The organism is Streptomyces incanus (assembly GCF_042656345.1).
Taxonomy (GTDB): domain Bacteria; phylum Actinomycetota; class Actinomycetes; order Streptomycetales; family Streptomycetaceae; genus Streptomyces; species Streptomyces incanus.
The window spans coordinates 94138-115242 of sequence record NZ_JBHSPC010000077.1; the positions used below are offsets into that span (position 1 = coordinate 94138).

The following is a 21105-nucleotide window of genomic DNA, read 5'->3' on the forward strand; positions in this document are numbered from 1 at the left end:
GGAGCTCCGTGCGTCGGTGGCGGGCGGGGTGTCCGGCAAGGAGACGGTGGGCGGCGCCCCGCGCCGCCCACCGGGGTGGTCAGGCCGCTCGGGCCGTCGGGAGGGGGTCGGCCCTGTGCATGGGGCGGTCCGCGCCCAGGTCCGCCAGGATCGCGGCCGAGGCGCGGCGGCCCGAGTACAGGGCGCCCTGCACGGTGCTGGTGTCGCGGTGGTCGCCGCACACGTACAGGCCCGCCAGCAGTCGCACCGGGCGGCGCAGATCGTGCGGTGGAGGCGTCGCCGGCACGGCGTCGGCGGTGTGGTGGACCGCCAGCGTCTCCCAGCGCGCCGTCGACATGCCGTACAGCCTGGACAGGTGCATGCGTACGTCCGTGTCGACCTGCGCCCCGGGCGGGCCCAGGACCGTGGACGACACCAGCGCGCGGCCGGCCGGGGCCCGGGACGGGTCGACCCGGTTGACCACCGCCGTGTGCGTCACCGGACCGCCCCGGTCGGCGTCCAGGAGCAGCGAGGCGCCGGTCTGCGGGGGCTCGTCGGTCGCGTGGTGCACCACCGTCACCGGGTGGAAGTCCGGCACCCGCAGGCCCGGCAGCAACTGCGCGGCCGCGCGAGCGTCCGTCGCGATCAGCACCGCGCGGCAGCGGAACTCGCCGTGCTCGGCGGTGGTCACCGACGTCGTCGAGACGGAGGTGGCCCGGACGCCGGTGTGCACCGTGCCCGCCGGCAGTCCTCGCGCCAGCAGTTCCGGCAGCGCCTCCGCGCCGCCCTCCGGCAGACACAGCCGCCCGGCCGCGAAGGCGCGCAGGGCGAGATCCGCGCACCGGCTCGACGTGGTGAGGTCCGGGTCGCACAACAGGGCGGCGAGCAGCGGACGGAGGAAGCCGTCGACGGTACGGGCCGGCAGGCCCCGGGCGACCAGCGCCTCGGCGGCGGTCGACTCCGGCCGGGCCAGCAGCCGTTCCACCGGTGTGCCCGCGAGCCGGGTGAACGCGGCACCCAGCCGGGCCTGGTCGACGGCGGTGCCCAGCGGGGCGCCGGTCCGGCTCCGCGGCGCGGACACCTGCCGTCCGGGCACGGCCACCGGCCTCCGGGGTGCCGACCCCGCCCGGGGGGCGCTCGCGAGGGCGCGCACCACATGGAGTGCGCCCCTTGCGCCCCGCGCCCCGGTGGGTACGCCCGCGCGGTGGTGCCGTCCGTCGCTGTGCAGCAGGACCCCGGGCGCGAACGGGCGCAGTACGAGCCCGTCCCGGCCCGCGGCCGGCCGCAGTTCGGGATACGCCGTGGACAGCAACTGCCCGATTCTGTCGAGCCGGAAGCCGTCGACCTTCTCCGTGGCCATCCGGCCACCCACCGCGTGGGCGGCCTCCAGGACCACGGTGGTGACTCCTGCGCTGGTCAGTCGTCGCGCCGCGGAGAGTCCGGCGATCCCGGCCCCCACGACGACGACGTCCGCCTGGTACGTGGGCTCAAGCACGTGCCCCTCCTAGAGGTTGCGCGGACGCTGGAGACGTCATGCCCCCAACAGGCCCCAGGAATACCCGAGTTCTGCTTGAGGTTAGGTCCGGGAAGGCGCCCGGGGAGTCGCGCATCGACAGGGGCACGGGCGCACGGCGGTCGCATACGCCCGCCGGACGGCACGCAGTGGTCATTCAGGGCCTGTCGTGTGGATCACGCCGGGTCCGCGGGGCCCGGTACCGCGCCTCGCCGCGTTGCCGTCGGTCCCCGGCCTCTTCCCGGGCTCCCGGCTTCTCCCCCCACTCCCGGCTCCGCTCGAGCGGGGACCCCACGAGCAGGGGAGACCCCCATGGGCTCCCTCCTCCGCCTCGCGGGGCACGGCACCGTGATCCGGCCTGATCCGAACGAAAGACCCCAGGGGGCCCCGCGCCCCGGTTGTCCCGCACCCCCCAGCCCCCACCGGCCTTCACCCGGGATGCCCTCCGCCCCGCTCGCCCCGTCACAGCGCCGCGCGGATCGCCCCTTCGATGTCCGGGAAAGCGAACCGGAACCCCGACTCCAGCAGCCGCGTCGGCAGCACCCGGGCGCTGCCCAGTACGTCCTGGGCCATCTCGCCGAGCACCGTCCGCAGCACCGGCGCCGGTACCGCGAACAGCGTCGGCCGGCGCAGCACACGCGCCATCGCCTCGGTGATCTCACGGTTGGTCGCCGGATGCGGCGCGGTCAGGTTGAACGGCCCGGACAGCCCGTCGGTGTCGAGCAGATGACGCAGGGCGGCCACCTCGTCGTGCAGGGCGACGTACGACCAGTACTGGCGCCCGTCGCCCAGCCGCCCGCCCAGCCCGGCCCGGAACAGCGGGAAGAGCCTGCCCCACGCCCCGCCCCCGCGGGCCACCACCAGCCCGGTCCGGGCGAACGCCGTCCGCACGCCCGCCTCCCGCGCCGGTGCCGCGGCGGCCTCCCACTCGACGCACAGCTCCGGCAGGAAGCCCGAGCCCGCCGGCGCGCTCTCGTCGACCGTCCGGTCGCCGGTCTCGCCGTAGTAGCCGATCGCGCTGCCGTTCACGAACACCCGCGGCCGTACGTCCCGCTCCATCCCGGCGACGGCCTCGGCGAGCGCTGCCGTACCCCGCACCCGGCCGGTGCGGATCCGCTCCTTGTACGCGGGTGTCCAGCGGTGGTCGCCCACCCCGGCACCGGCGAGATTGACCACGACGTCGCACCCGGCGAGCCCGGCCGCGTCCACGGACCCCCGCTCTGGGTCCCACCGCACCTCGTTCTCCGCGTGGGGCGTCCTGCGCACCAGGCGCACCACCGTGTGCCCGTCGGCGGTGAGGGACCGTACGAGTGCGCCGCCGATGAGACCGGACGCACCGGCCACCGCGATTCGGGAAGGTTCCATGATGCCCATCCTGCCCCGCCACCCGGACATCACAGCGGACACACGACGGGCCCGGCCGTAAAGTGCCCCCCATGCCTGACCTGTCGATCCGCGCCGCACACCACTCCGACGAGCAGGAACTGGTCCTGCTGGACCGCGACACCTGGTCCCACCTGAATGCCGTCGGCCCACCGCCGCAGCCGCCGTACGAGCCGTTCTTCCGCGGGCGGTTCGGTCCCCCCGCCCACCTCGTCGCCGAGCACGAGAAGCGCGTCGTCGGCTACGTCCGGCTCGGCTGCCCCACCGAACTCGCCTCCAACGCACACGTGCAGCAGATCCGCGGACTCGCCGTGTCCGAGGAGGTCCGCGGCAGGGGCATCGGCCGGGCCCTGGTGCGGGCAGCCGTCCAGGAGGCCCGGGACCGGGGCGCCCGCCGCATCACCCTGCGCGTCCTCGGCCACAACACCACCGCCCGCGCGCTGTACGAGTCCGAGGGCTTCGTCGTCGAGGGCGTCCAGCCGGAGGAGTTCTTCCTCGGCGGCCGGTACGTCGACGACGTACTGATGGGCCGGTCCCTGATCTGACGGCAGTCCGCGCCGGCCCACGTGCCCCGCGCCGCCGCCTACGACGTCACCGGTTCCCCCGTGTCCACCGGTGACGTCGCGTTTGCCGCGCGCTCCGCGTCACCGGCGACCTCGGCCGCGGTCAGGACGTAGCCGGTCTCCACGTCCGAGGTGGACCGGGCGAACACCACGCCGAACACCCGGCCGTCGGTGGTCAGCAGCGGCCCACCGGAGTTGCCGGGGCGCACGGTGGAGCGGATGGAGTAGATCTCGCGCGTGACGACCTGGTCCCCGTAGATGTCCTGCCCCCTCGCCCGCACCCGGTTCGCGACCGTCGCCGCCTGGAGATTCAGGTCGCCGTCCTGCGGGTAGCCCGCGACGACCGCCGAGTCGCCGCGGTCGGCGTCGTCGACGAACCGGAGGACGGGCGCCCGCAGTTCGGGCACGTACAGCACGGCCACGTCCTTCTGCGGGTCGAACAGCACCACCCGGGCCTCGTACGCCCGCCCGACGCCGCCGACCCGCACGGTCGGCTCGTCGACGCCGGCCACCACATGGGCGTTGGTCATCACGTGCTCCGCCGCGTAGACGAAGCCGCTGCCCTCGCGGCCCTGGAGACCCGCGACGCCCTCGACCTTCACCGTGCTCCGCTGGGCGGCCCGGGTGGCGGCGGCGGTGACGCTGTCGCCGGAGGGCTCGGCGACCTCGGCCGTCGACTCGTTCTCGAACGGGTTGAAGACCTGCGGGAAGCCCGCCTCGGTCAGCGCCGAGGTGGCCCGCGAGAACCACGCGGGGGTGCTGTCCGGCATCACCTCGTGGACCGCGCCGAGCAGCCGCGAGTCCCGGATCGCGGAGGTGATCAGCGGGGACGAGGAGGCGCCGAGGACGGACGCGATCACCCAGGCCACGATCAGCACGGCCGCCGAGTTGGCCACCGCCCCGCCGACCCCGTCCGCCACCCGCAGCGGCCCCCGGTCCAGCTCCCGCCGCAGCCGCAGCGCCAGCCGGCCCGCGAACTCATGGCCCGCGGCCGCCGGCAGCAGCACCGTGACCAGGGCCGTCACCGTAGCCCCGGCCGTCCCCGGGGTCACCAGGTCCATCACCCAGGGCAGAATCCACACGCCGACGAGGGCACCGCCCACGAAACCGGCCAGCGACACGCAGCCGGCCAGCAGACCGCGCCGGTATCCGGACGCCGCGTAGGCCAGGATGACCGGCAACAGCAGGATGTCGAGCAGGTGCACGCACGCCGCCTTTCTCTCGGGCCCTCTCATACGTGGGGGAGGGGCCCGGTGATCAGCCACGCGCGGGTGACCACCGGGAAGTGGCCGCACGCGCGTGTACCCGGAAGAACGTCGAGGACCCGGACGATGGTTCCGCCGTGGACCGGACCATGGCTCCACCGGTTGGCACGGCCACGTCGCGGGCCCGCTCGATCCGACCCACAGTGAAGGCATGCGCGTCCTCAAAAGGCCAAGGGGAGCGCGGCCGCGCCGTGCTTCCCGGATATCCCGCACAACCGGCCGCACGAGCCTGCCCGGAACCGTCAAAGTACTGCTCGGCTGCCTGCCGGGCGTCGCCGCGGCGGTCGCCCTGGTGCTGTGCGCGTACGGCGTCGAACGGGCCGCGGAGCCCTCGTCCGCCGCCCCCGCCCCCGCCCGCAAGGCGGCCGCCTACACGGCACCCAGGCCCCCCATCGTGTCGAGAGCGGCCTGGGTGGGCGACGCCGGCCGCGAACAACCGCCCCCGCGCTACGACGACAAGGTCGTCGCCGTCTTCGTCCACCACACCGACTCGCCCAACGGCTACGGCTGCGCCGAGGCCCCCGCCCACATCCGTGGCCTCTACGAGGGCCAGACCACCGCCCGGGAGTGGGACGACCTCGGCTACAACTTCGTCGTCGACCGCTGCGGCACCATCTACGAAGGCCGCGCGGGCGGCACCGGCCGTCCCGTCACCGGCGCCCACACCCAGGGCTTCAACCATCGCAGCACGGGCATCGCCGCGCTCGGCACCTTCACCGCCGGGGTGCCCGTGCCGCCCGCGATGGAGCGCGCGATCGCCCAGCTGGCCGCCTGGAAGCTCGGTCTGTCCGGCACCGACCCGCGATCCGACGTCCGGCTGGTCTCCAGCAACGGTGACAGCCGGTACGCGGCCGGCACCACCGTGATGCTGCCCGCCCTCGCGGGCCACAGCGACGGCTTCATGACCAGCTGTCCCGGTGCCGCCCTGTACGCCCGTCTGCCGAGGATCAGGGAGATGGCGGCGGAGCTGCAGGGCCGCCGGCCGGATGCCGGGCGCCGGCAGGAGCGGCAGGAAAAGGTGCAGGAAAAGGCGCGGGGGGAGAACAGTCGGATCGCGGGGGCCTCGAGGTGAGCGCAGCCCCGGTGAGCAGGTCTCCCGGGGCTCAGGGCCGGAACCGGTCCCAGAGCCGGGGATAGAGTTCGGCGAGCCGGGAGTCGTTCTCGAAGTCGACGGGCGTGCCCTCGGGCTCGGCCGGGCCCGCGGGGAGGCCCAGGTCGGGGGCCACGGTGCCGGTGAGCTGCTCGTACGCCTCGTCCGCCGCGTAGCCGAGCTCCTCGCCGTCGCCGTCGATCTCCTCGTCGAAGTCGTCCAGCAGATCGGCCAGCGCGTCCGGGTCGTGCAGCGCGCCCTCGTAGACCTCGCGGCCCTGGCCGATCAGCCAGCACCTGAAGAAGTCGAAGGCGTCGTCGCTCGCCCCGTCGAGGAGTACCCAGGCGGCGCCCCACAGGTCCCAGCGGTAGGCGCGGTGGTAGCGGGACTCGAAGTGCCGGGCGAAGTCGAGAACGGCTTCCGGGTCCAGCCGCGCGAGCCGCTCCACGAGCAGGTCGGCCTGCTCCTCCGGGTCGCCCTCGGCGTCCCCGCGGGCGGTGTCGACCAGCTCCCAGAACTCCGTCTCGTCCATCACGCGTCAAGCATCGGCCCTGGGCCCCCAGGACGCACCCCGGAAAACGCGGATCACTCAGGGTCTGCCGTTCGGATCAGGCCGGGCTCGCGGGCCCCGGTGCCGTACCTCGCCGCGTTGTCGTCGGCCCCCAGGGCTCCGCTCTCGCTCCCCCCTGCGCCTTGCGATGCTCCCCCACCACCTGAAGGGTGTGGGTGGTGCCCCCGGCACCGGACCCCGCTCCCCGGTCCTGCCTCATCCGAACGACGGGCCCCCGGGCCCGTACAGCAGGGCCAGCCGTACGGCCTGGGCGGCGAACCGCTCCCGCAGCGAGGCGGGTGCGAGCACCTCCACCTCGGGGCCCAGCGCCGTCAGCTGGGCGTGGGCGACCTCCTCGGACTCCACCGGCAGGGTCACCGTCACCCACCCGTCGTCGTCCGCTCCGGTTCCGGCCGCCTCGGCCAGTGCCTCCCGCGCGGCTGCCGCGTCCACGGCGTGCGGCAGCGCACGCATCCCCTCGGGCGACAGCCGTACCACCACCTCCGCCCGCAGGATCGAGCGCGCGAACTGCTCCGCCCGCTCCGCCCAGAACGCGGGCAGGTCGAACTCCGGGTCGCGCTCGAAGCGTGTCGTGCCCGTCCCCGTCACCGCCTCCACCGCCGTGAACCGGTCGATCCGGTACACCCGGCAGGCCACCGGGCCCGGTGCCCCCTGCTCCGACGCCCCCGGCCCCGGCACCCGCGCGCACAGGTACCAGACCCCCGCCTTGAGCACGAGCCCGTACGGCTCCAGCTCCCGCTCCACCTCGGTCTCCCCGCGCCGGTAGCGCGCGATGACGGGACGGTCGTCCCACACCGCGTCCGCCACGGCCGGCAGCAGCTCGGGCGCCGGCACCTCGCGGAACCAGCCCGGGGCGTCCAGATGGAAGCGCTGCGCCGCCGCCCTCGGCGCGTCCCGCAGGGAGGGCAGCAGCGCCGCCGACACCTTCAGCCGGGCCGCGGAGGCCGCGTCCTCGAGCCCCATCTCGCGCAGCGCGCCCGGCACCCCCGACAGGAACAGCGCCTGAGCCTCGCCGCGGGCCAGCCCCGTCAGCCGCGTCCGGTACCCGCCGACCAGCCGGTACCCGCCGACCCGTCCCCGGTCCGCGTACACCGGCACCCCGGCCTCGGACAGCGCCTGCGCGTCCCGGGTGACGGTCCGCTCCGACACCTCCAGCTCGCGCGCCAGTTCGGCGGCGGTCATGGAGGGCCGGGACTGGAGCAGCAGCACCATCTTGATCAGCCGGGCAGCACGCATGCGGCCCATGATGCAGCAGGAGGCCCCCGCCGCAGCGGGGACCTCCTGCCGTCACAGTCCGTAGGACGCGTGCCCTGTTACAGGCCGTACTTCTCGCGCGCTTCCTTCACGGCCGTCACCTGCACCTCGCCGCGCCGGGCGAGCTGCGCCAGCGCCGCGACGACGATGGACTCGGCGTCGACACCGAAGTGGCGGCGGGCCGCCTCACGGGTCTCCGACAGGCCGAAGCCGTCGGCGCCCAGCGAGGAGTAGTCCTGCTCGACCCACTGCGCGATCTGGTCGGGGACCTGGCGCATGTAGTCGGACACCGCCAGCACCGGACCCTCGGCGCCCTGGAGCGCCTGCCGGACGTACGGCACCCGCTCCTCGCCGCGCAGCAGCGCCGCGTCGGCGTCCAGCGCGTCCCGGCGCAGCTCGGTCCACGACGTCGCCGACCACACGTCGGCCGCCACGCCCCACTCCTCGGCGAGCAGCCGCTGCGCCTTCAGCGCCCAGTGGATCGCCGTACCGGAGCCGAGCAGCTGGATCCGCGCGGCGTTGGCCGCGGGGGTGAGGCCGGCCGACTCCGCCGTGTTGAAGCGGTACAGGCCCTTGAGGATGCCCTCGTCGATCCCGGCGGCCGACGGCTTGGCCGGCTGCTGGACCGGCTCGTTGTAGACCGTCAGGTAGTAGAAGACGTTCTGGTCCTCGCCCGGGGCCGCCGCGCCGTACATCCGGCGCAGACCGTCCTTGACGATGGTGGCGATCTCGTACGCGAAGGCCGGGTCGTAGCTCAGCGCGGCCGGGTTGGTCGCCGCGATGACGGGGGAGTGGCCGTCGGCGTGCTGGAGGCCCTCACCGGTGAGCGTGGTGCGGCCGGCGGTGGCGCCGACGAGGAAGCCGCGGCCGAGCTGGTCGCCGAGCTGCCACATCTGGTCGGCCGTGCGCTGCCAGCCGAACATCGAGTAGAAGATGTAGAACGGGATCATCGGCTCGCCGTGCGTCGCGTACGACGTGGAGGCGGCGATGAAGTCGGCCATGGAACCGGCCTCGGTGATCCCCTCGTTGAGGATCTGGCCGTTCTCGGCCTCCTTGTAGTACATCAGCTGGTCGCGGTCGACCGGCTCGTACGTCTGGCCCTTGGGCGAGTAGATGCCGAGCGAGGGGAAGAGCGACTCCATGCCGAAGGTGCGCGCCTCGTCGGGGACGATCGGCACCCAGCGCCTGCCGGTCTCCTTGTCGCGGACCAGGTCCTTGACCAGGCGGACGAACGCCATGGTGGTGGCCACGTTCTGCGAGCCGGAGCCCTTGTCGAAGGCGGCGAACGCCTTCTCGGCCGGGGCCGGCAGCGGCGCGACCGGGTGGATGCGGCGGGCCGGGGCCGGACCGCCGAGGGCCACGCGCCGCTCCTGGAGGTAACGGATCTCGGGGGAGTCGGCGCCCGGGTGGCCGTAGGGGACCTGGCCGTCGACGAAGTCGCTGTCCTTGATCGGCAGTTCGAGGCGGTCACGCATCGCCTTGAACTCCTCCGCCGACAGCTTCTTCATCTGGTGGTTGGCGTTCTTCGACGCGAAGCCGTCGCCGAGCGTGTGGCCCTTGACCGTCTGGGCCAGGATCACGGTCGGCGCGCCCGTGTGGGAGAGCGCGGCGCGGTAGGCGGCGTAGACCTTGCGGGCCTCGTGGCCGCCGCGCGAGAGCTGGAAGCACTCGACGATCTTGTCGTCGCTCAGCAGCTTCGCCATCTCGACGAGCGCCGGGTCCTTGCCGAAGAAGTCCTCGCGGATGTAGGCGGCGTCGCGGGTCTGGTACGTCTGGACCTGCGCGTCGGGTACCTCGCGCAGGCGGCGGACCAGCGCGCCGGTGGTGTCCAGCTGGAACAGCTCGTCCCAGGCGGTGCCCCACAGGCTCTTGATCACGTTCCAGCCGGCGCCGCGGAACTGGGCCTCCAGCTCCTGCACGATCTTGAAGTTGGCGCGGACCGGGCCGTCGAGCCGCTGCAGGTTGCAGTTGATGACGAAGGTCAGGTTGTCCAGGCCCTCGCGGGAGGCGAGGGTGAGCGCGGTGGTGGACTCCGGCTCGTCCATCTCGCCGTCGCCGAGGAACGCCCACACGTGGGAGTTCGACAGGTCCTTGATACCGCGGCTGGTCAGATAGCGGTTGAACCGCGCCTGGTAGATCGCGGAGATCGGGCCCAGGCCCATCGACACCGTAGGGAACTCCCACAGCCAGGGCAGGCGCCGCGGGTGCGGGTAGGACGGCAGTCCGTCGCCGCCGGCCTCGCGGCGGAAGTTGTCGAGGTGGGCCTCGGTCAGCCTGCCGTCGAGGAAGGCGCGGGCGTAGATGCCGGGAGAGGCGTGGCCCTGGATGTAGAGCTGGTCGCCGGAGCCGTCACCCTCCTTGCCGCGGAAGAAGTGGTTGAAGCCGGTCTCGTAGAGCCAGGCCGCGGAGGCGAAGGTGGCGATGTGGCCGCCGACGCCGTACTTGCTGCCGCGGGACACCATCGCCGCCGCGTTCCAGCGGTTCCACGCGGTGATGCGGGACTCCAACGCCTCGTCGCCGTCCACGGCGGGCTCGGCGGCGGTGGGGATGGTGTTGACGTAGTCGGTCTCGAGGAGCTGCGGCAGCGCGACGCCGGCGCCCTCGGCGCGCTCCAGCGTACGGCGCATCAGATACGCGGCCCGGTGCGGCCCGGCCGCCTTGGCGACGGCGTCGAGCGAGGCCTGCCATTCGGCGGTCTCCTCGGGGTCGCGGTCCGGGAGCTGGTCCAGCTCGCTCGGCTGGATGGCCTTGGGGTCGGTCATGTCGCCGCCTTCCTCAGTCGAAGGGGGTGCCCTCATCGGTAAGGGTTCGGGGGTGCCCTTGGTCTTTGGCAGGACAGGGCTGGGGGCTCTGGTAGAGACCCCGCTGGCGACAATAACCTGCTGATCGATGATCGATCAAAGATCTGAGGCCGAAAAAATCTCGATATCATGAAATTGGCATCCGGTGCCGGAGATCCGGGCACGCGGTGCCGCGTTTTCCCTGCTCACCCGGGTGGCGACCGGCCGATTCGGGCGGAGTGGCTCGGAAACGCTGAACACCGGCGGGGCCGGACGCTCGGGTGGCGTCCGGCCCCGCCGGTGTTCAGGGTGAACCTGTCATGCCGTCGCCGGCCGCGACGGCGTCGCGGTCTCCGTCCGGTTGGCGGCGGACTCCCGGCCCTGCTCATGGCCGGCGTGTTCCCGCTCGATGCGCTGGTGTTCGGCGCGCTGGCGTGCGGCCTGCTCACGGGTGATCACTTCGGTGGCGGCGCCGACGGCCACCGCGATCGGCCACTCGACGGCCTCGGCCACGGCCATGGCGCCGAGGAGGCCGTAGAAGGCCAGCTTGCGGGGCGAGGGGAGAAGGGACGTGGTCGTGGACACGGCCGTGGTCTTACGGGCGCCGGAGAACATGTCGCCCGGGGTGATGTAGGGGATCGGAACCCGGGCGTGCGCGGTGTGCAGGTGCAGCACCTTGCCGCCCGTCCGCTTCTGCTCGGGGTGTTCCGTCGGGGTCTGCTGCGGTTCCGGAGTGCGGGTCTCCTCGGTCTGGGTCCCGGCCTGCGGCGGGGCCGGCTGCTGCGGTGGCTGGGTCTGTGGATCTGGGGAAGTCATCTCCGTCCTCTCCTGCCGTGAGGCATGAGTGGCGAGGGCTCTCCCTGGCCGCCTTCCATCAATACGCGCGAATAAACCCGCCTGAACGGACAATTCGGGCAGTCTGGTTCAGGGGCGCTCAGGCGTATGCGGCCGCCGGGCGTCCGCTCGTGTCGAGGGCCTTCCAGAGCCGGACGGCCAGCCGAACCACGGCGGTCTCGATCAGGGCGATCGCCACCTGGGTCAGGATCGTGGTGAGGATGTGCGGCATGGTCCGCCGCCTTTCGCGTGGTGTGCCGGGGACGACTCCTTTGTCGCCCCCGATGTCATACGGCAGGCTGCACACGGGTGTTCTGCGGGTGAACTCTCCCCAACGCGTCGGCGGCGCCCCGGGCCAGGAGGGGCACCAGCAACGACCCCGCCGCCGACGCCAGCGCGATCGTCCAGGCCGCGGGGCCCAGGGGCCGGCTGCCGAAGAAGTGGCTGAGCCCCGGCACGCTCACCACCACGCCCAGGACCACCAGGGACCCCACCGCGGCCACGGCCACCACCGGATCACGGCCGGCGTCCTGGAGTGTCTGGAACAGCTGGGACGTCACCAGGGCGACCAGGGCGACCGTGTCGGCGCGCCCCCGGGTGCCGGTGGCCCGGGCGACGATCCAGGCGACCGTGGCCGCCACCGTGGTGACGGCGGCGCGCAGCCGGATGTGCCGGATCAGGGCCTTGCCGAGCGAGGCCTCCGGGCCCTCCGCGAGCAGCCGGTCGGGACGGTCGGCGGGCGGCCGGGCGGCGATGGCCATGGCGGGCAGCATGTCCGTGAGCAGGTTGACCAGGAGCAGCTGGCGGGCGTTCAGGGCACTGCGTCCGGTGAACAGCGAGGTCGCCAGGGTGAAGACGATCTCCCCCAGGTTGCCGCCGAGCAGGATGCCCAGCGCCTTGCGCACCGAGGCCCACATGGCCCGGCCTTCGACGAAGGCGTCGACGATGGTCTCGATCCGGTCGTCGGTGACGACCACGTCGGCGGCGGCACGGGCCGCCGGCGTGGCCCGGGAGCCGAGGGCGATGCCGACGTCGGCGATCCGGATGGCGGGCGCGTCGTTGGCGCCGTCGCCGGTGACGGCGACGATGCGGCCGGCCGAACGCAGCGCGGTGACGATACGGACCTTGTGCGCCGGGGTGACCCGGGCGAACACCGTGATGTCCGGCAGTTTCCCGGCGAGCGCCGCGTCGTCGAGGGCGTCCAGCTCCGCCCCGGTCATCAGGCGCGGCTCCTCACCGGGCCGCAGTTCCCGGGCGATCGCGGCGGCGGTGCTGGGGTGGTCGCCGGTGAGCATGACGATGCGCACCCCGGCCCGGGACAGCCGGTCCACGCTCTGCGCGGCGGTGGGCCGCACCGGGTCCGCGAGGCCCAGCAGGCCCAGCAGGCACAGCCCGTCGACGACCTCGTCGCCGAGGTCCGCCGGACCGGCGGGTGCGGTGCCCTCCTGCGGCGCACCCGCGGGCAGGACGCGCTCGGCGACCGCGAGCACCCTGAGGCCGCGCCGGGCCAGCCGGTCGATCTCCGCTTCCGCCTCCCCGCGCAGCCGCTCGTCGAACGGCTCGGTGGCGTCGTCCCGGCGGACCCGGTCGCAGCGGGCCAGGACGACCTCCGGTGCGCCCTTGACGACGATCCGCGCCTCGCTGTCGGACCGCCCCAGCACGGCGTGGTAACCGCGTCCCGGTTCGAAGGGCAGCTCGGCCAGCCGCTCCCAGATGTCCGCGCCGAGCCCGGCGGCCCGGGCCGGGGCGGCACCGAGCCGCCCGGCCCCGGTGGCGATGGCCCGGTCGGTGGGATGGGCCAGCGTCGAGGCCGCGCCAGGCGGACCGGCCAGGGCGGCCGTGGCGACGATCCGGCGCAGTGCCGGAGCGAGCCGGCCGGGAGCACCGCGCCGCAGGCCGTCGGAGACCTGCTGGAGGCTGATCCGGCCCTCGGTGAGTGTGCCGGTCTTGTCGAAGCACAGCACGTCGGTGCGGCCCAGCGCCTCGATGGTGGAGGCACTGCGGACCAGGGTGTCGCGCGTGGACAGCCGACGGGCCGCGGCCAGTTCCGCGACCGTGGCGACGAACGGCAGCCCCTCCGGTACGGCCGCCACGCACAGGCTGACCGCGGCCCCCAGGGCGGCGCCCAGAGGTCGTCTGCGGAGCAGGTCGACGGCGAACAGGGCGGCGCCCGCGGCGACGGACAGCGGCAGGAACCACCGGCCCAGCGCCTTCAGCCGCCGTTCCACCCCGCTCTCCGGCGGCGCGCCCCCGGGACCCGCCCCGGCCGCGCTGCCCGCCTCGGTGGCGGTCCCGGTGGCGACGACCACACCGAGCGCCTCGCCGGCCGCCACCGTCGTGCCCTCGTAGAGCATCGAGGTGCGGTCCGCGACGGCCCGGGCCGCGGTCGGCGCCGCGCTCTTCACGACGGGCAGCGACTCGCCGGTGAGGCTGGACTCGTCCACCTCCAGGCCCTGTGCCCGCACCACTCGGCAGTCCGCCGGGACCGAGTCCCCGGCCCGCAGCTCGATCAGGTCCCCGCGCACCAGGTGCTCGCCGGCCTCCTCCACAGCCTCCGCCCGGCCGGGCCGGCGCACCCGCACCCGCACCGACGTGGCCTCGACCAGCCGCTGTGCCGCGGTGTCCGCCTGCTGCCGCTGCACCCCGCCGATCAGCGCGTCCATGCCGAGCACCCCGCCGATCAGCACGGCGTCCAGCACGGAGCCGAGCGCCGCCGAGACACCGCCGCCGATCGCCAGGACGGGCGTGAGCGGATTGGCCAGCTCCTCCGCGACCCGGCCGATCAGACCGACGGTATGTTCGTGCCGGTCCCGGTCCTCGAACTGCCGGCGCCGGGCGGCGTCGGCCTCGTCCAGCCCTCGGGACGAGGTGCCGAGCCGGGACATCACCTGGCGTACCGCCATGGCGTGCCAGGGCGTGCGCTCGGCGGCGGCCGGGGCCGGACGTCCGCGTAGCCGCCACCCCGCCCAGAGGCCCGCGGCGACTGAGGCGATGCTCACCCCGTCGGCCACCAGACGGGCCCGCGCCCAGGCCCGCGGGCGGGGCACGAGCAGGGCGAGAGCCGAGCCCGCCACGGTGCCTGCGCCATCCAGCCGGGCACACAGCCGGCCGATCCGCCGGGCCTCCGTCAGGGCAGTCAGCAGCAGGTGGACGACCTCGGGAGGGGCGGCGACGTCGCTTTCCCACGGCACGTGCCGTGGGACGGCGATCGATCCGATGCCCAGGTCCGCGCGGACAAGGGCGCGCCGGGTCCGTGCCGAGACCACCACGACCCCGTGCCCCTCCGCCTGGAGGGAGCGCACCAGGGCGGCCGTACGCCGGTGGCCGGTGGGCACGGCCTCGTCGAGCCCGAACCGGCGGTGCAGTTCGGGTGGGCCGCCCACCAGTCGCACCTGACCGCACTCCCGTGCGGCGCGCACCAAGTGGTGTGCGAGCGGGTGTAGTTGGGGGACCAGGGCAGCCAACGCCACCGGCGTGCCCTCCCGTAGGACGAGCACGACCTGCGCACCCTCCTCGGCCCACTGCCGGGCCCGCGCGGCCGCCTGCGCGGGCCCGCCGTCGCCGCCGAGGGCGCCGTCGGGAGCGGCCTCCGCATCGCCGAACGGCCTCAGCTCCCAGCCGTCTTGCCGCTTCGGCGAGAGGGAGCCGGCGCCGTGCCTGGGACGCCTCCGGGCCGGACCGTCCGCCTCGATCAGCTCGTGGATCCGTACGTGGATCTCGTCGTCGTCCGCCGAGCCGCCGTCCTGCGGACCGCCAGGCCCGGCACCGCCCGCACGCCCCCCGGTCTCCGGGACGCCGTCGGCCCCCGCGTTTCCGGGGACGTCGGCAGGCCCCGCGCTCTCCCGTCCGCCCTCGGAAGGGCCCGTGGGACCGTCATCGTCCGGCAGGCCGGACCTCGGGGCGCCGGGCGGTGGCAGGCGCAGCACCCCCTCGACCGTCCAGTCGCGGCCGGCCAGCACCCGGGCATCGAGGACCACCGTGTCGATCCGGTCCAGGCGGCGCAGCGCTTCCGGCCGCAGCACCAGCGCCCCCCGGTCGGAAAGGGCCCGGCCCACCGAGCACGCGAACGCCTCCCGGCCGAACCGGGGGCCGTGCGGCGTCCCCGCGATCAGCGGCGCCAGCGCCCGGTCCTGGCCGAGCATGCCGACCGACGCCAGACCGTAGGCCGCGAGCGCCACCGGTGCCGCCACCTTGGCGTACCGATCGCCCGGTCCCGGCGGCAGCGGCACGGGACGCCCGTAACCCGGCACCGCGTCGTGGCGGTACGCCCCCTCGTGCACGCCCAGCCCGCGCGCCCAGTCCGCCCAGGCCCCGCGGCGGGCCTGCACCTCCGCGTACCGGGCGACGGCCAGCACGGTGGTCACCGCGGCGCCCACCGGCCGGAAGGACAGCGTCGTCGCCAGCAGGTCCGCCACGGCGAAGCCGCGTGCCGTGACCGTCTCGCCGACCCGGCGGGCGATGCCGTCGCGCAGCGGCGGCGCGGACTCCGCGAACTGGACCGCCGCCAGCACCGCCGGGTGCAGAGCCGGCAGCCTGAGCGCTTCGCCCACCGACGCCACCCCCACGGCCACCAGGCCGGTGCAGATCCGGACGGCCGCGCCGATCCGTTCCTCCGCAGAACCCGGGTAGCCGACCGGGGGCCGTCCCCGGTCCGCGCCCTCCGCGAGCGGGGCCTCCTCGGCGGCCGCGACGAGGTCGGCGACGGCCGCAAGATCGGTCTTCGGCCCGCAGCCGACGTACACGCAGCCCAGCGTGCCGTTCACCTCCGCGCGGCTCACCCCCGGCACCCGGCGCAGTGTGGCCTCGAGCTCGCGCGCCGCCGCTGCCGTACCGGGCCGCCCCAGCCTTTGGACCGCGATCTGCACGCCACCCGGGGTGTGCCGGAGGCCGGGCACCTGAGGCCGCAGCACCGTACCGGTCGACGCGAGCGCCGCCGGTACAGCGGCCAGACCCTGTGCGACGGACCGGACCGCCGATGCGGCCGAGGCCATGGCGCTGCGCGGCGAGGACGGGACGGACGCGCCCAGCACGGACCTGGGAAACACGGAGGAGAGCTGTGGCCGGATCACATGGCCTCCACCCTCGGCTGACGGGGGGGCGTGGTCACCGCCCCGGGGAAGGACACGGCACTCACCAGTATGAGCACGTCCCGGCAGTTCTGCCCGGCGCAGCGACGCGGGATGGACCGGGCGGACGGTGACCCGGCCGGAACGGGCGCATACGGGAGATCAGGTGGGGGCGTCGGCGGCGTGCGGCGCGCACCCCAGCACATGCTCCTTCACCAGGCGGCCGATGTCCGGATCCTGCTGTCGGAACGCCGCGACCAGCTCTTCGTGCTCCTCGGCGTAGGACTGCTGGACCGTGCCCAGCCAGCGGATGGACAGGGCGGTGAAGACCTCGATGCCCAGTCCCTCCCAGGTGTGCAGCAGCACCGAGTTGCCGGCCGCGCGGACCAGCTCGCGGTGGAAGGCGACCGTGTGCCGCACCTGGCCCGTGCCGTCGGCGACGCGGTCGGCCTCGTACAGCGCGGCGACATGCGACTCCAGCGCCGAGCAGTCCTCCGCCAGCCGCTCCGCCGCCAGTTCCGCGGCGATCGCCTCGAGACCGGCCCGCACCGGGTAACTCTCCTCCAGGTCCTCGGCCGAGAGGTTCCGCACCCGGACGCCCTTGTTGGGCGCCGACTCGATCAGCCGCAGCGACTCCAGCTCGCGCAACGCCTCCCGCACCGGCGTCTGGCTGACCTCGAGCTCCGTCGCGATCCGCCGCTCCACGATCCGCTCGCCCGGCTGCCAGCGCCCGCTGATGATCCCTTCCAGGATGTGCTCGCGGATCTGCTCGCGCAGCGAGTGGACGACGGGCGCGGTCATGAGGGCTCCTTGAACAGGACTCGTGAATCCGAGGCAGCCGCCCGACTGGCCCCGTCGAAGGGCGGCGGACGGGCGACGGACAGGACCCTTGAGGACGATTGACCCTTAGACAATACGGCGGTGACGCCGTCCGGGAGGGGCGCACAGGGCGCTTTCGACCAGGTGAGACGAGGCTTACACGGCGTATACACCATGCCCCGCGGCGTATGCGCCGACCATCCCACGACGTACCCCCCGACTTCCGCACGGCCGGTGTGGCTCGGCTCACACGGCCGGTGCGGCCGGGCTCACACGATCGGTGCGGCCGGGCCCGTGCGACGCCCCAGCCGAGGCCCGCACACCGCGCACACGACGGTGCCCCCGCCCGGAGACTTCCGGACGGGGGCACCAGTGACCGGGGTCGGCGACCCGGTTTCAACGGCCGTGGATCACAGGCCGAGTTCGACCTCGAACTCGCCCGCCTCCAGGATCGCCTTGACCGAGTTCAGGTAACGGGCCGCGTCGGCACCGTCCACCAGACGGTGGTCGTAGGACAGCGTCAGGTACGTCATGTCGCGGACGCCGATGACCGTGCCCTCCTCCGTCTCGATGACGGCCGGACGCTTGACCGTGGCACCGATGCCGAGGATCGCGACCTGGCCCGGAGGCACGATGATCGTGTCGAACAGCGCGCCGCGCGAACCGGTGTTGCTGATGGTGAAGGTCCCGCCGGACAGCTCGTCCGGGGTGATCCTGCTCGCCCGGACCTTGCCCGCCAGCTCGGCCGTGGCCTTGGAGATACCGGCGATGTTGAGGTCACCGGCGTTCTTGATGACCGGGGTCATCAGGCCCTTCGCGGAGTCCACCGCGATACCGATGTGCTCGGTGTCGAAGTAGGTGATGGTCCCCTCGGCCTCGTTGATCCGGGCGTTGACGGCCGGGTGGGCCTTCAGCGCCTGGGCCGCGGCCTTGACGAAGAACGGCATCGGGGAGAGCTTGACGCCCTCACGGGCCGCGAACGCGTCCTTGGCCCGCGCACGCAGCTTCATCAGCCGCGTGACGTCGACCTCGACGACCGAGGACAGCTGCGCCTGCTCGCGCAGCGCCTTGACCATGTTGTCGCCGATGACCTTGCGGATCCGCGGCATCTTCACGGTCTGGCCGCGCAGCGGCGAGACCTCGAGGACCGGGGTCCGCTTGGCCGCCGGGGCGGCCTGCGGCGCGGGAGCCGCCGCCGGGGCGGCCTTCGCGGCCTCGGCCGCGGCGACCACGTCCTGCTTGCGGATACGGCCACCGACGCCGGTGCCCTTGACGGTGGCCAGGTCGACGCCCTGTTCGGCGGCGAGCTTGCGCACCAGCGGGGTCACGTAGGCGCCTTCGTCGGTCGGCTGTGCGGCGGCCGGAACCGCGGCGGGCGCGGCGGCGGCCGGAGCGGCGGGAGCCGCCGGCGCGGGGGCCGGGGCAGCCTGCTGCGGAGCCGGAGCCGGAGCCGGAGCCGGAGCCGGAGCCGGAGCGGCAGCCGGGGCCGGGGCAGCAGCAGGAGCGGGCGCCGGAGCGGCAGCCGGGGCCGGGGCGGCCTGCGGGGCGGGAGCCGGGGCCGGGGCGGCAGCCGCCGGAGCGGCACCCGGAGCGCCGATGACGGCGAGCTTGGCGCCCACCTCGGCGGTCTCGTCCTCGCCGACCGTGATCTCCAGCAGCACACCCGAGGTGGGCGCCGGGATCTCGGTGTCGACCTTGTCGGTGGAGACCTCGAGCAGCGGCTCGTCGGCCTCGACGCTGTCACCGACCGACTTCAGCCAGCGGGTGACGGTGCCCTCGGTGACGGACTCACCGAGCGCGGGCAGGACCACGTCAGTGCCCTCGGCGGCACCCGCGGCGGGGGCCTCCGCCGCGGGCGCCGGGGCAGGCTGTTCGGCGGCGGGCGCGGGCTGGGCGGCCGGGGTCGGCTCGGGAGCCGGTGCGGCGGGCTGCTCGGCGGCCGGGGCCGGAGCCTCGGAGGGGGCCCCGCTGCCGTCGTCGATCAGGGCCAGTTCGGCACCGACCTCGACGGTCTCGTCCTCGGCGACCTTGATGGAGGACAGCACACCCGAGGTGGGCGCCGGGATCTCGGTGTCGACCTTGTCGGTGGAGACCTCGAGCAGCGGCTCGTCGGCCTCGACGCGCTCGCCCTCGGCCTTCAGCCACCGGGTGACAGTGCCCTCGGTGACGCTCTCGCCGAGCGCCGGAAGGGTTACGGAAACCGCCATGGTTTCGGTTGCTCCTTAGAAGTGCGGAAGTCTGTGTCGTCGCGCCCGTGACCGAAGACGTCAGTCGTGGGAGTGGAGGGGCTTGCCCGCGAGGGCCAGGTGCGCCTCGCCGAGCGCCTCGTTCTGCGTCGGGTGGGCGTGGACCAGCTGGGCGACCTCGGCAGGCAGCGCCTCCCAGTTGTAGATCAGCTGGGCTTCGCCGACCTGCTCGCCCATACGATCGCCGACCATGTGGACGCCGACCACCGCACCGTCCTTGACCTGGACGAGCTTGATCTCGCCCGCGGTCTTGAGGATCTTGCTCTTGCCGTTGCCCGCCAGGTTGTACTTCAGGGCGACGACCTTGTCCGCACCGTAGATCTCCTTGGCCTTGGCCTCGGTGATGCCGACGGAGGCGACCTCCGGGTGGCAGTACGTCACCCGCGGCACGCCGTCGTAGTCGACCGGGACGGTCTTCAGACCGGCCAGCCGCTCCGCCACCAGCATGCCCTCGGCGAAGCCGACGTGCGCGAGCTGGAGCGTCGGGACGAGGTCGCCGACCGCGGAGATGGTCGGGACGTTGGTGCGCATGTACTCGTCGACCAGGACGTAGCCGCGGTCCATGGCAACCCCGGCCTCCTCGTAGCCCAGGCCCTGCGAGACCGGGCCGCGGCCGATGGCGACGAGCAGGACCTCGGCCTCGAACTCCTTGCCGTCGGCGAGGGTGACCTTCACGCCGTCCTGGGTGTACTCGGCCTTCTGGAAGAAGGTGCCCAGGTTGAACTTGATGCCCCGCTTGCGGAACGCCCGCTCCAGCAGCTTCGAGCTGTTCTCGTCCTCGACCGGGACGAGGTGCTTCAGGCCCTCGACGACGGTGACGTCGGCGCCGAAGGACTTCCACGCGGAGGCGAACTCGACGCCGATGACGCCGCCGCCCAGCACGATCGCGGACTTCGGCACACGGTCCAGGACGAGGGCGTGGTCGGAGGAGAGGATCCGGTTGCCGTCGATGTCCAGGCCCGGCAGCGACTTCGGCACGGAGCCGGTCGCCAGCAGGACGTGGCGGCCCTGGAGCCGCCGGCCGTTCACATCGACGGAGGTCGGCGACGACAGCCGGCCCTCACCCTCGATGTAGGTCACCTTGCGGGAAGCGATCAGACCCTGCAGGCCCTTGTACAGGCCCGAGATCACGTCGTCCTTGTACTTGTGGACGGCCGCCATGTCGATGCCCTCGAAGGTGGCCTTCACACCGAACTGCTCGCTCTCGCGGGCCTGGTCGGCGATTTCGCCCGCGTGCAGCAGGGCTTTGGTGGGGATGCACCCGTTGTGCAGGCAGGTACCGCCGACCTTGTCCTTCTCGATCAGGGCGACGTCCAGGCCCAGCTGCGCCCCGCGCAGGGCCGCGGCGTAACCGCCGCTGCCGCCGCCGAGGATCACTAGGTCGAAAACAGTGCTGGCGTCGTTCGCCACGTCACGTCCTCCATGCATGTGCGCCACGCCGGTCTGCAGCGACCGGTCGGCGGCTGGTGTCCGGCCGCTCTTTTGCCTTCGGCCCTTCGGTGGGGCCCTGTCCTGCCGAGCCCTATCCTCGCACTTGTCGGCGCGGAACGAGACGTGGGGCGGCGGTGTGAGACGCCCCACGTTCGAGCAACCGCCGTCGTGGGCACGGTGAGCGCGTGCGACGTCCCGTACGACGCGCCCCCCGGAGCCCCGGCCGGTACGGGGGCGGTACGACGGCGGCGCGGCCGGCGGCACGCACCGGAAGGGCCTGGAAGGATCCGGCCCGGAAGGATCCGGAAGCA

14 protein-coding genes are annotated in these 21105 nt (G+C 73.9%); 2 read left to right on the top strand and 12 right to left on the bottom strand.

Annotation, left to right across the window (positions count from 1 at the left end; genetic code table 11):
- Window positions 1-79: 79 nt before the first annotated feature.
- The gene (locus tag ACFP2V_RS23670; protein WP_381215997.1) at window positions 80-1474 is read right to left on the bottom strand and encodes an NAD(P)/FAD-dependent oxidoreductase; all 1395 of its coding nucleotides are present in this window, start codon (window positions 1472-1474) and stop codon (window positions 80-82) included.
- 480 nt (window positions 1475-1954) lie between these two features.
- Window positions 1955-2857, bottom strand: coding sequence for a TIGR01777 family oxidoreductase (locus ACFP2V_RS23675; RefSeq protein WP_381216000.1), 903 nt, complete (start codon window positions 2855-2857; stop codon window positions 1955-1957).
- Window positions 2858-2928: 71 nt separating this feature from the next.
- Between ACFP2V_RS23675 and ACFP2V_RS23680 the strand changes: the two genes are divergently transcribed.
- Window positions 2929-3420: a GNAT family N-acetyltransferase gene (locus tag ACFP2V_RS23680; protein ID WP_381216004.1), complete on the top strand. Its 492-nt coding sequence runs from the start codon at window positions 2929-2931 to the stop codon at window positions 3418-3420.
- 38 nt (window positions 3421-3458) lie between these two features.
- Here ACFP2V_RS23680 and ACFP2V_RS23685 read toward each other — a convergent pair whose 3' ends face one another.
- On the bottom strand, window positions 3459-4643 hold the full coding sequence (locus tag ACFP2V_RS23685) for a MarP family serine protease (RefSeq protein WP_381216007.1): 1185 nt from the start codon (window positions 4641-4643) through the stop codon (window positions 3459-3461).
- A 211-nt stretch (window positions 4644-4854) separates the two neighbouring features.
- On the opposite strand from ACFP2V_RS23685, the gene ACFP2V_RS23690 reads away from it, so the two are divergent.
- On the top strand, window positions 4855-5775 hold the full coding sequence (locus ACFP2V_RS23690) for a peptidoglycan recognition protein family protein (RefSeq protein WP_381216010.1): 921 nt from the start codon (window positions 4855-4857) through the stop codon (window positions 5773-5775).
- 31 nt (window positions 5776-5806) lie between these two features.
- On the opposite strand, the gene ACFP2V_RS23695 is transcribed toward ACFP2V_RS23690, so the two are convergent.
- The 9 genes from ACFP2V_RS23695 to lpdA all read right to left on the bottom strand — a co-directional run bounded on the left by ACFP2V_RS23695 (window position 5807) and on the right by lpdA (window position 20773).
- Window positions 5807-6325 carry a DUF4240 domain-containing protein gene (locus ACFP2V_RS23695; RefSeq protein WP_381216064.1) on the bottom strand — a complete coding sequence of 173 codons (519 nt, stop codon included), beginning with the start codon at window positions 6323-6325 and terminating at the stop codon, window positions 5807-5809.
- Between the two features lie 234 nt (window positions 6326-6559).
- Window positions 6560-7600 (bottom strand): helix-turn-helix transcriptional regulator, encoded by a 1041-nt coding sequence (locus ACFP2V_RS23700; RefSeq protein ID WP_381216013.1) that lies wholly within the window; start codon window positions 7598-7600, stop codon window positions 6560-6562.
- A 77-nt stretch (window positions 7601-7677) separates the two neighbouring features.
- Complete coding sequence (gene aceE, locus ACFP2V_RS23705) at window positions 7678-10380, bottom strand: pyruvate dehydrogenase (acetyl-transferring), homodimeric type (RefSeq protein WP_381216016.1); 2703 nt, start codon at window positions 10378-10380, stop codon at window positions 7678-7680.
- Between the two features lie 336 nt (window positions 10381-10716).
- Window positions 10717-11214 (bottom strand): hypothetical protein, encoded by a 498-nt coding sequence (locus ACFP2V_RS23710; protein WP_381216019.1) that lies wholly within the window; start codon window positions 11212-11214, stop codon window positions 10717-10719.
- A 118-nt stretch (window positions 11215-11332) separates the two neighbouring features.
- Window positions 11333-11464, bottom strand: coding sequence for a hypothetical protein (locus ACFP2V_RS23715; RefSeq protein ID WP_381216023.1), 132 nt, complete (start codon window positions 11462-11464; stop codon window positions 11333-11335).
- A 55-nt stretch (window positions 11465-11519) separates the two neighbouring features.
- Window positions 11520-16301: a cation-translocating P-type ATPase gene (locus ACFP2V_RS23720; RefSeq protein WP_381216026.1), complete on the bottom strand. Its 4782-nt coding sequence runs from the start codon at window positions 16299-16301 to the stop codon at window positions 11520-11522.
- A 159-nt stretch (window positions 16302-16460) separates the two neighbouring features.
- Window positions 16461-17099, bottom strand: a complete 639-nt coding sequence (locus tag ACFP2V_RS23725; RefSeq protein ID WP_381216029.1) for a GntR family transcriptional regulator — start codon at window positions 17097-17099, stop codon at window positions 16461-16463.
- A 428-nt stretch (window positions 17100-17527) separates the two neighbouring features.
- Window positions 17528-19324 carry a 2-oxoglutarate dehydrogenase, E2 component, dihydrolipoamide succinyltransferase gene (sucB, locus tag ACFP2V_RS23730; RefSeq protein WP_381216031.1) on the bottom strand — a complete coding sequence of 599 codons (1797 nt, stop codon included), beginning with the start codon at window positions 19322-19324 and terminating at the stop codon, window positions 17528-17530.
- A 60-nt stretch (window positions 19325-19384) separates the two neighbouring features.
- The gene (lpdA, locus tag ACFP2V_RS23735) at window positions 19385-20773 is read right to left on the bottom strand and encodes a dihydrolipoyl dehydrogenase (RefSeq protein ID WP_381216034.1); all 1389 of its coding nucleotides are present in this window, start codon (window positions 20771-20773) and stop codon (window positions 19385-19387) included.
- Window positions 20774-21105 lie beyond the last annotated feature (332 nt).

Coding starts and splice junctions, on each gene's coding strand:
- ACFP2V_RS23675 (WP_381216000.1), bottom strand. CDS start 2,857: ATGGAACCTTCCCGAATCGCGGTGGCCGGTGCGTCCGGTCTCATCGGC.
- ACFP2V_RS23680 (WP_381216004.1), top strand. CDS start 2,929: ATGCCTGACCTGTCGATCCGCGCCGCACACCACTCCGACGAGCAGGAA.
- ACFP2V_RS23690 (WP_381216010.1), top strand. CDS start 4,855: ATGCGCGTCCTCAAAAGGCCAAGGGGAGCGCGGCCGCGCCGTGCTTCC.
- ACFP2V_RS23695 (WP_381216064.1), bottom strand. CDS start 6,325: ATGGACGAGACGGAGTTCTGGGAGCTGGTCGACACCGCCCGCGGGGAC.
- ACFP2V_RS23700 (WP_381216013.1), bottom strand. CDS start 7,600: ATGCGTGCTGCCCGGCTGATCAAGATGGTGCTGCTGCTCCAGTCCCGG.
- aceE (WP_381216016.1), bottom strand. CDS start 10,380: ATGACCGACCCCAAGGCCATCCAGCCGAGCGAGCTGGACCAGCTCCCG.
- ACFP2V_RS23710 (WP_381216019.1), bottom strand. CDS start 11,214: ATGACTTCCCCAGATCCACAGACCCAGCCACCGCAGCAGCCGGCCCCG.
- ACFP2V_RS23715 (WP_381216023.1), bottom strand. CDS start 11,464: ATGCCGCACATCCTCACCACGATCCTGACCCAGGTGGCGATCGCCCTG.
- ACFP2V_RS23725 (WP_381216029.1), bottom strand. CDS start 17,099: ATGACCGCGCCCGTCGTCCACTCGCTGCGCGAGCAGATCCGCGAGCAC.
- sucB (WP_381216031.1), bottom strand. CDS start 19,324: ATGGCGGTTTCCGTAACCCTTCCGGCGCTCGGCGAGAGCGTCACCGAG.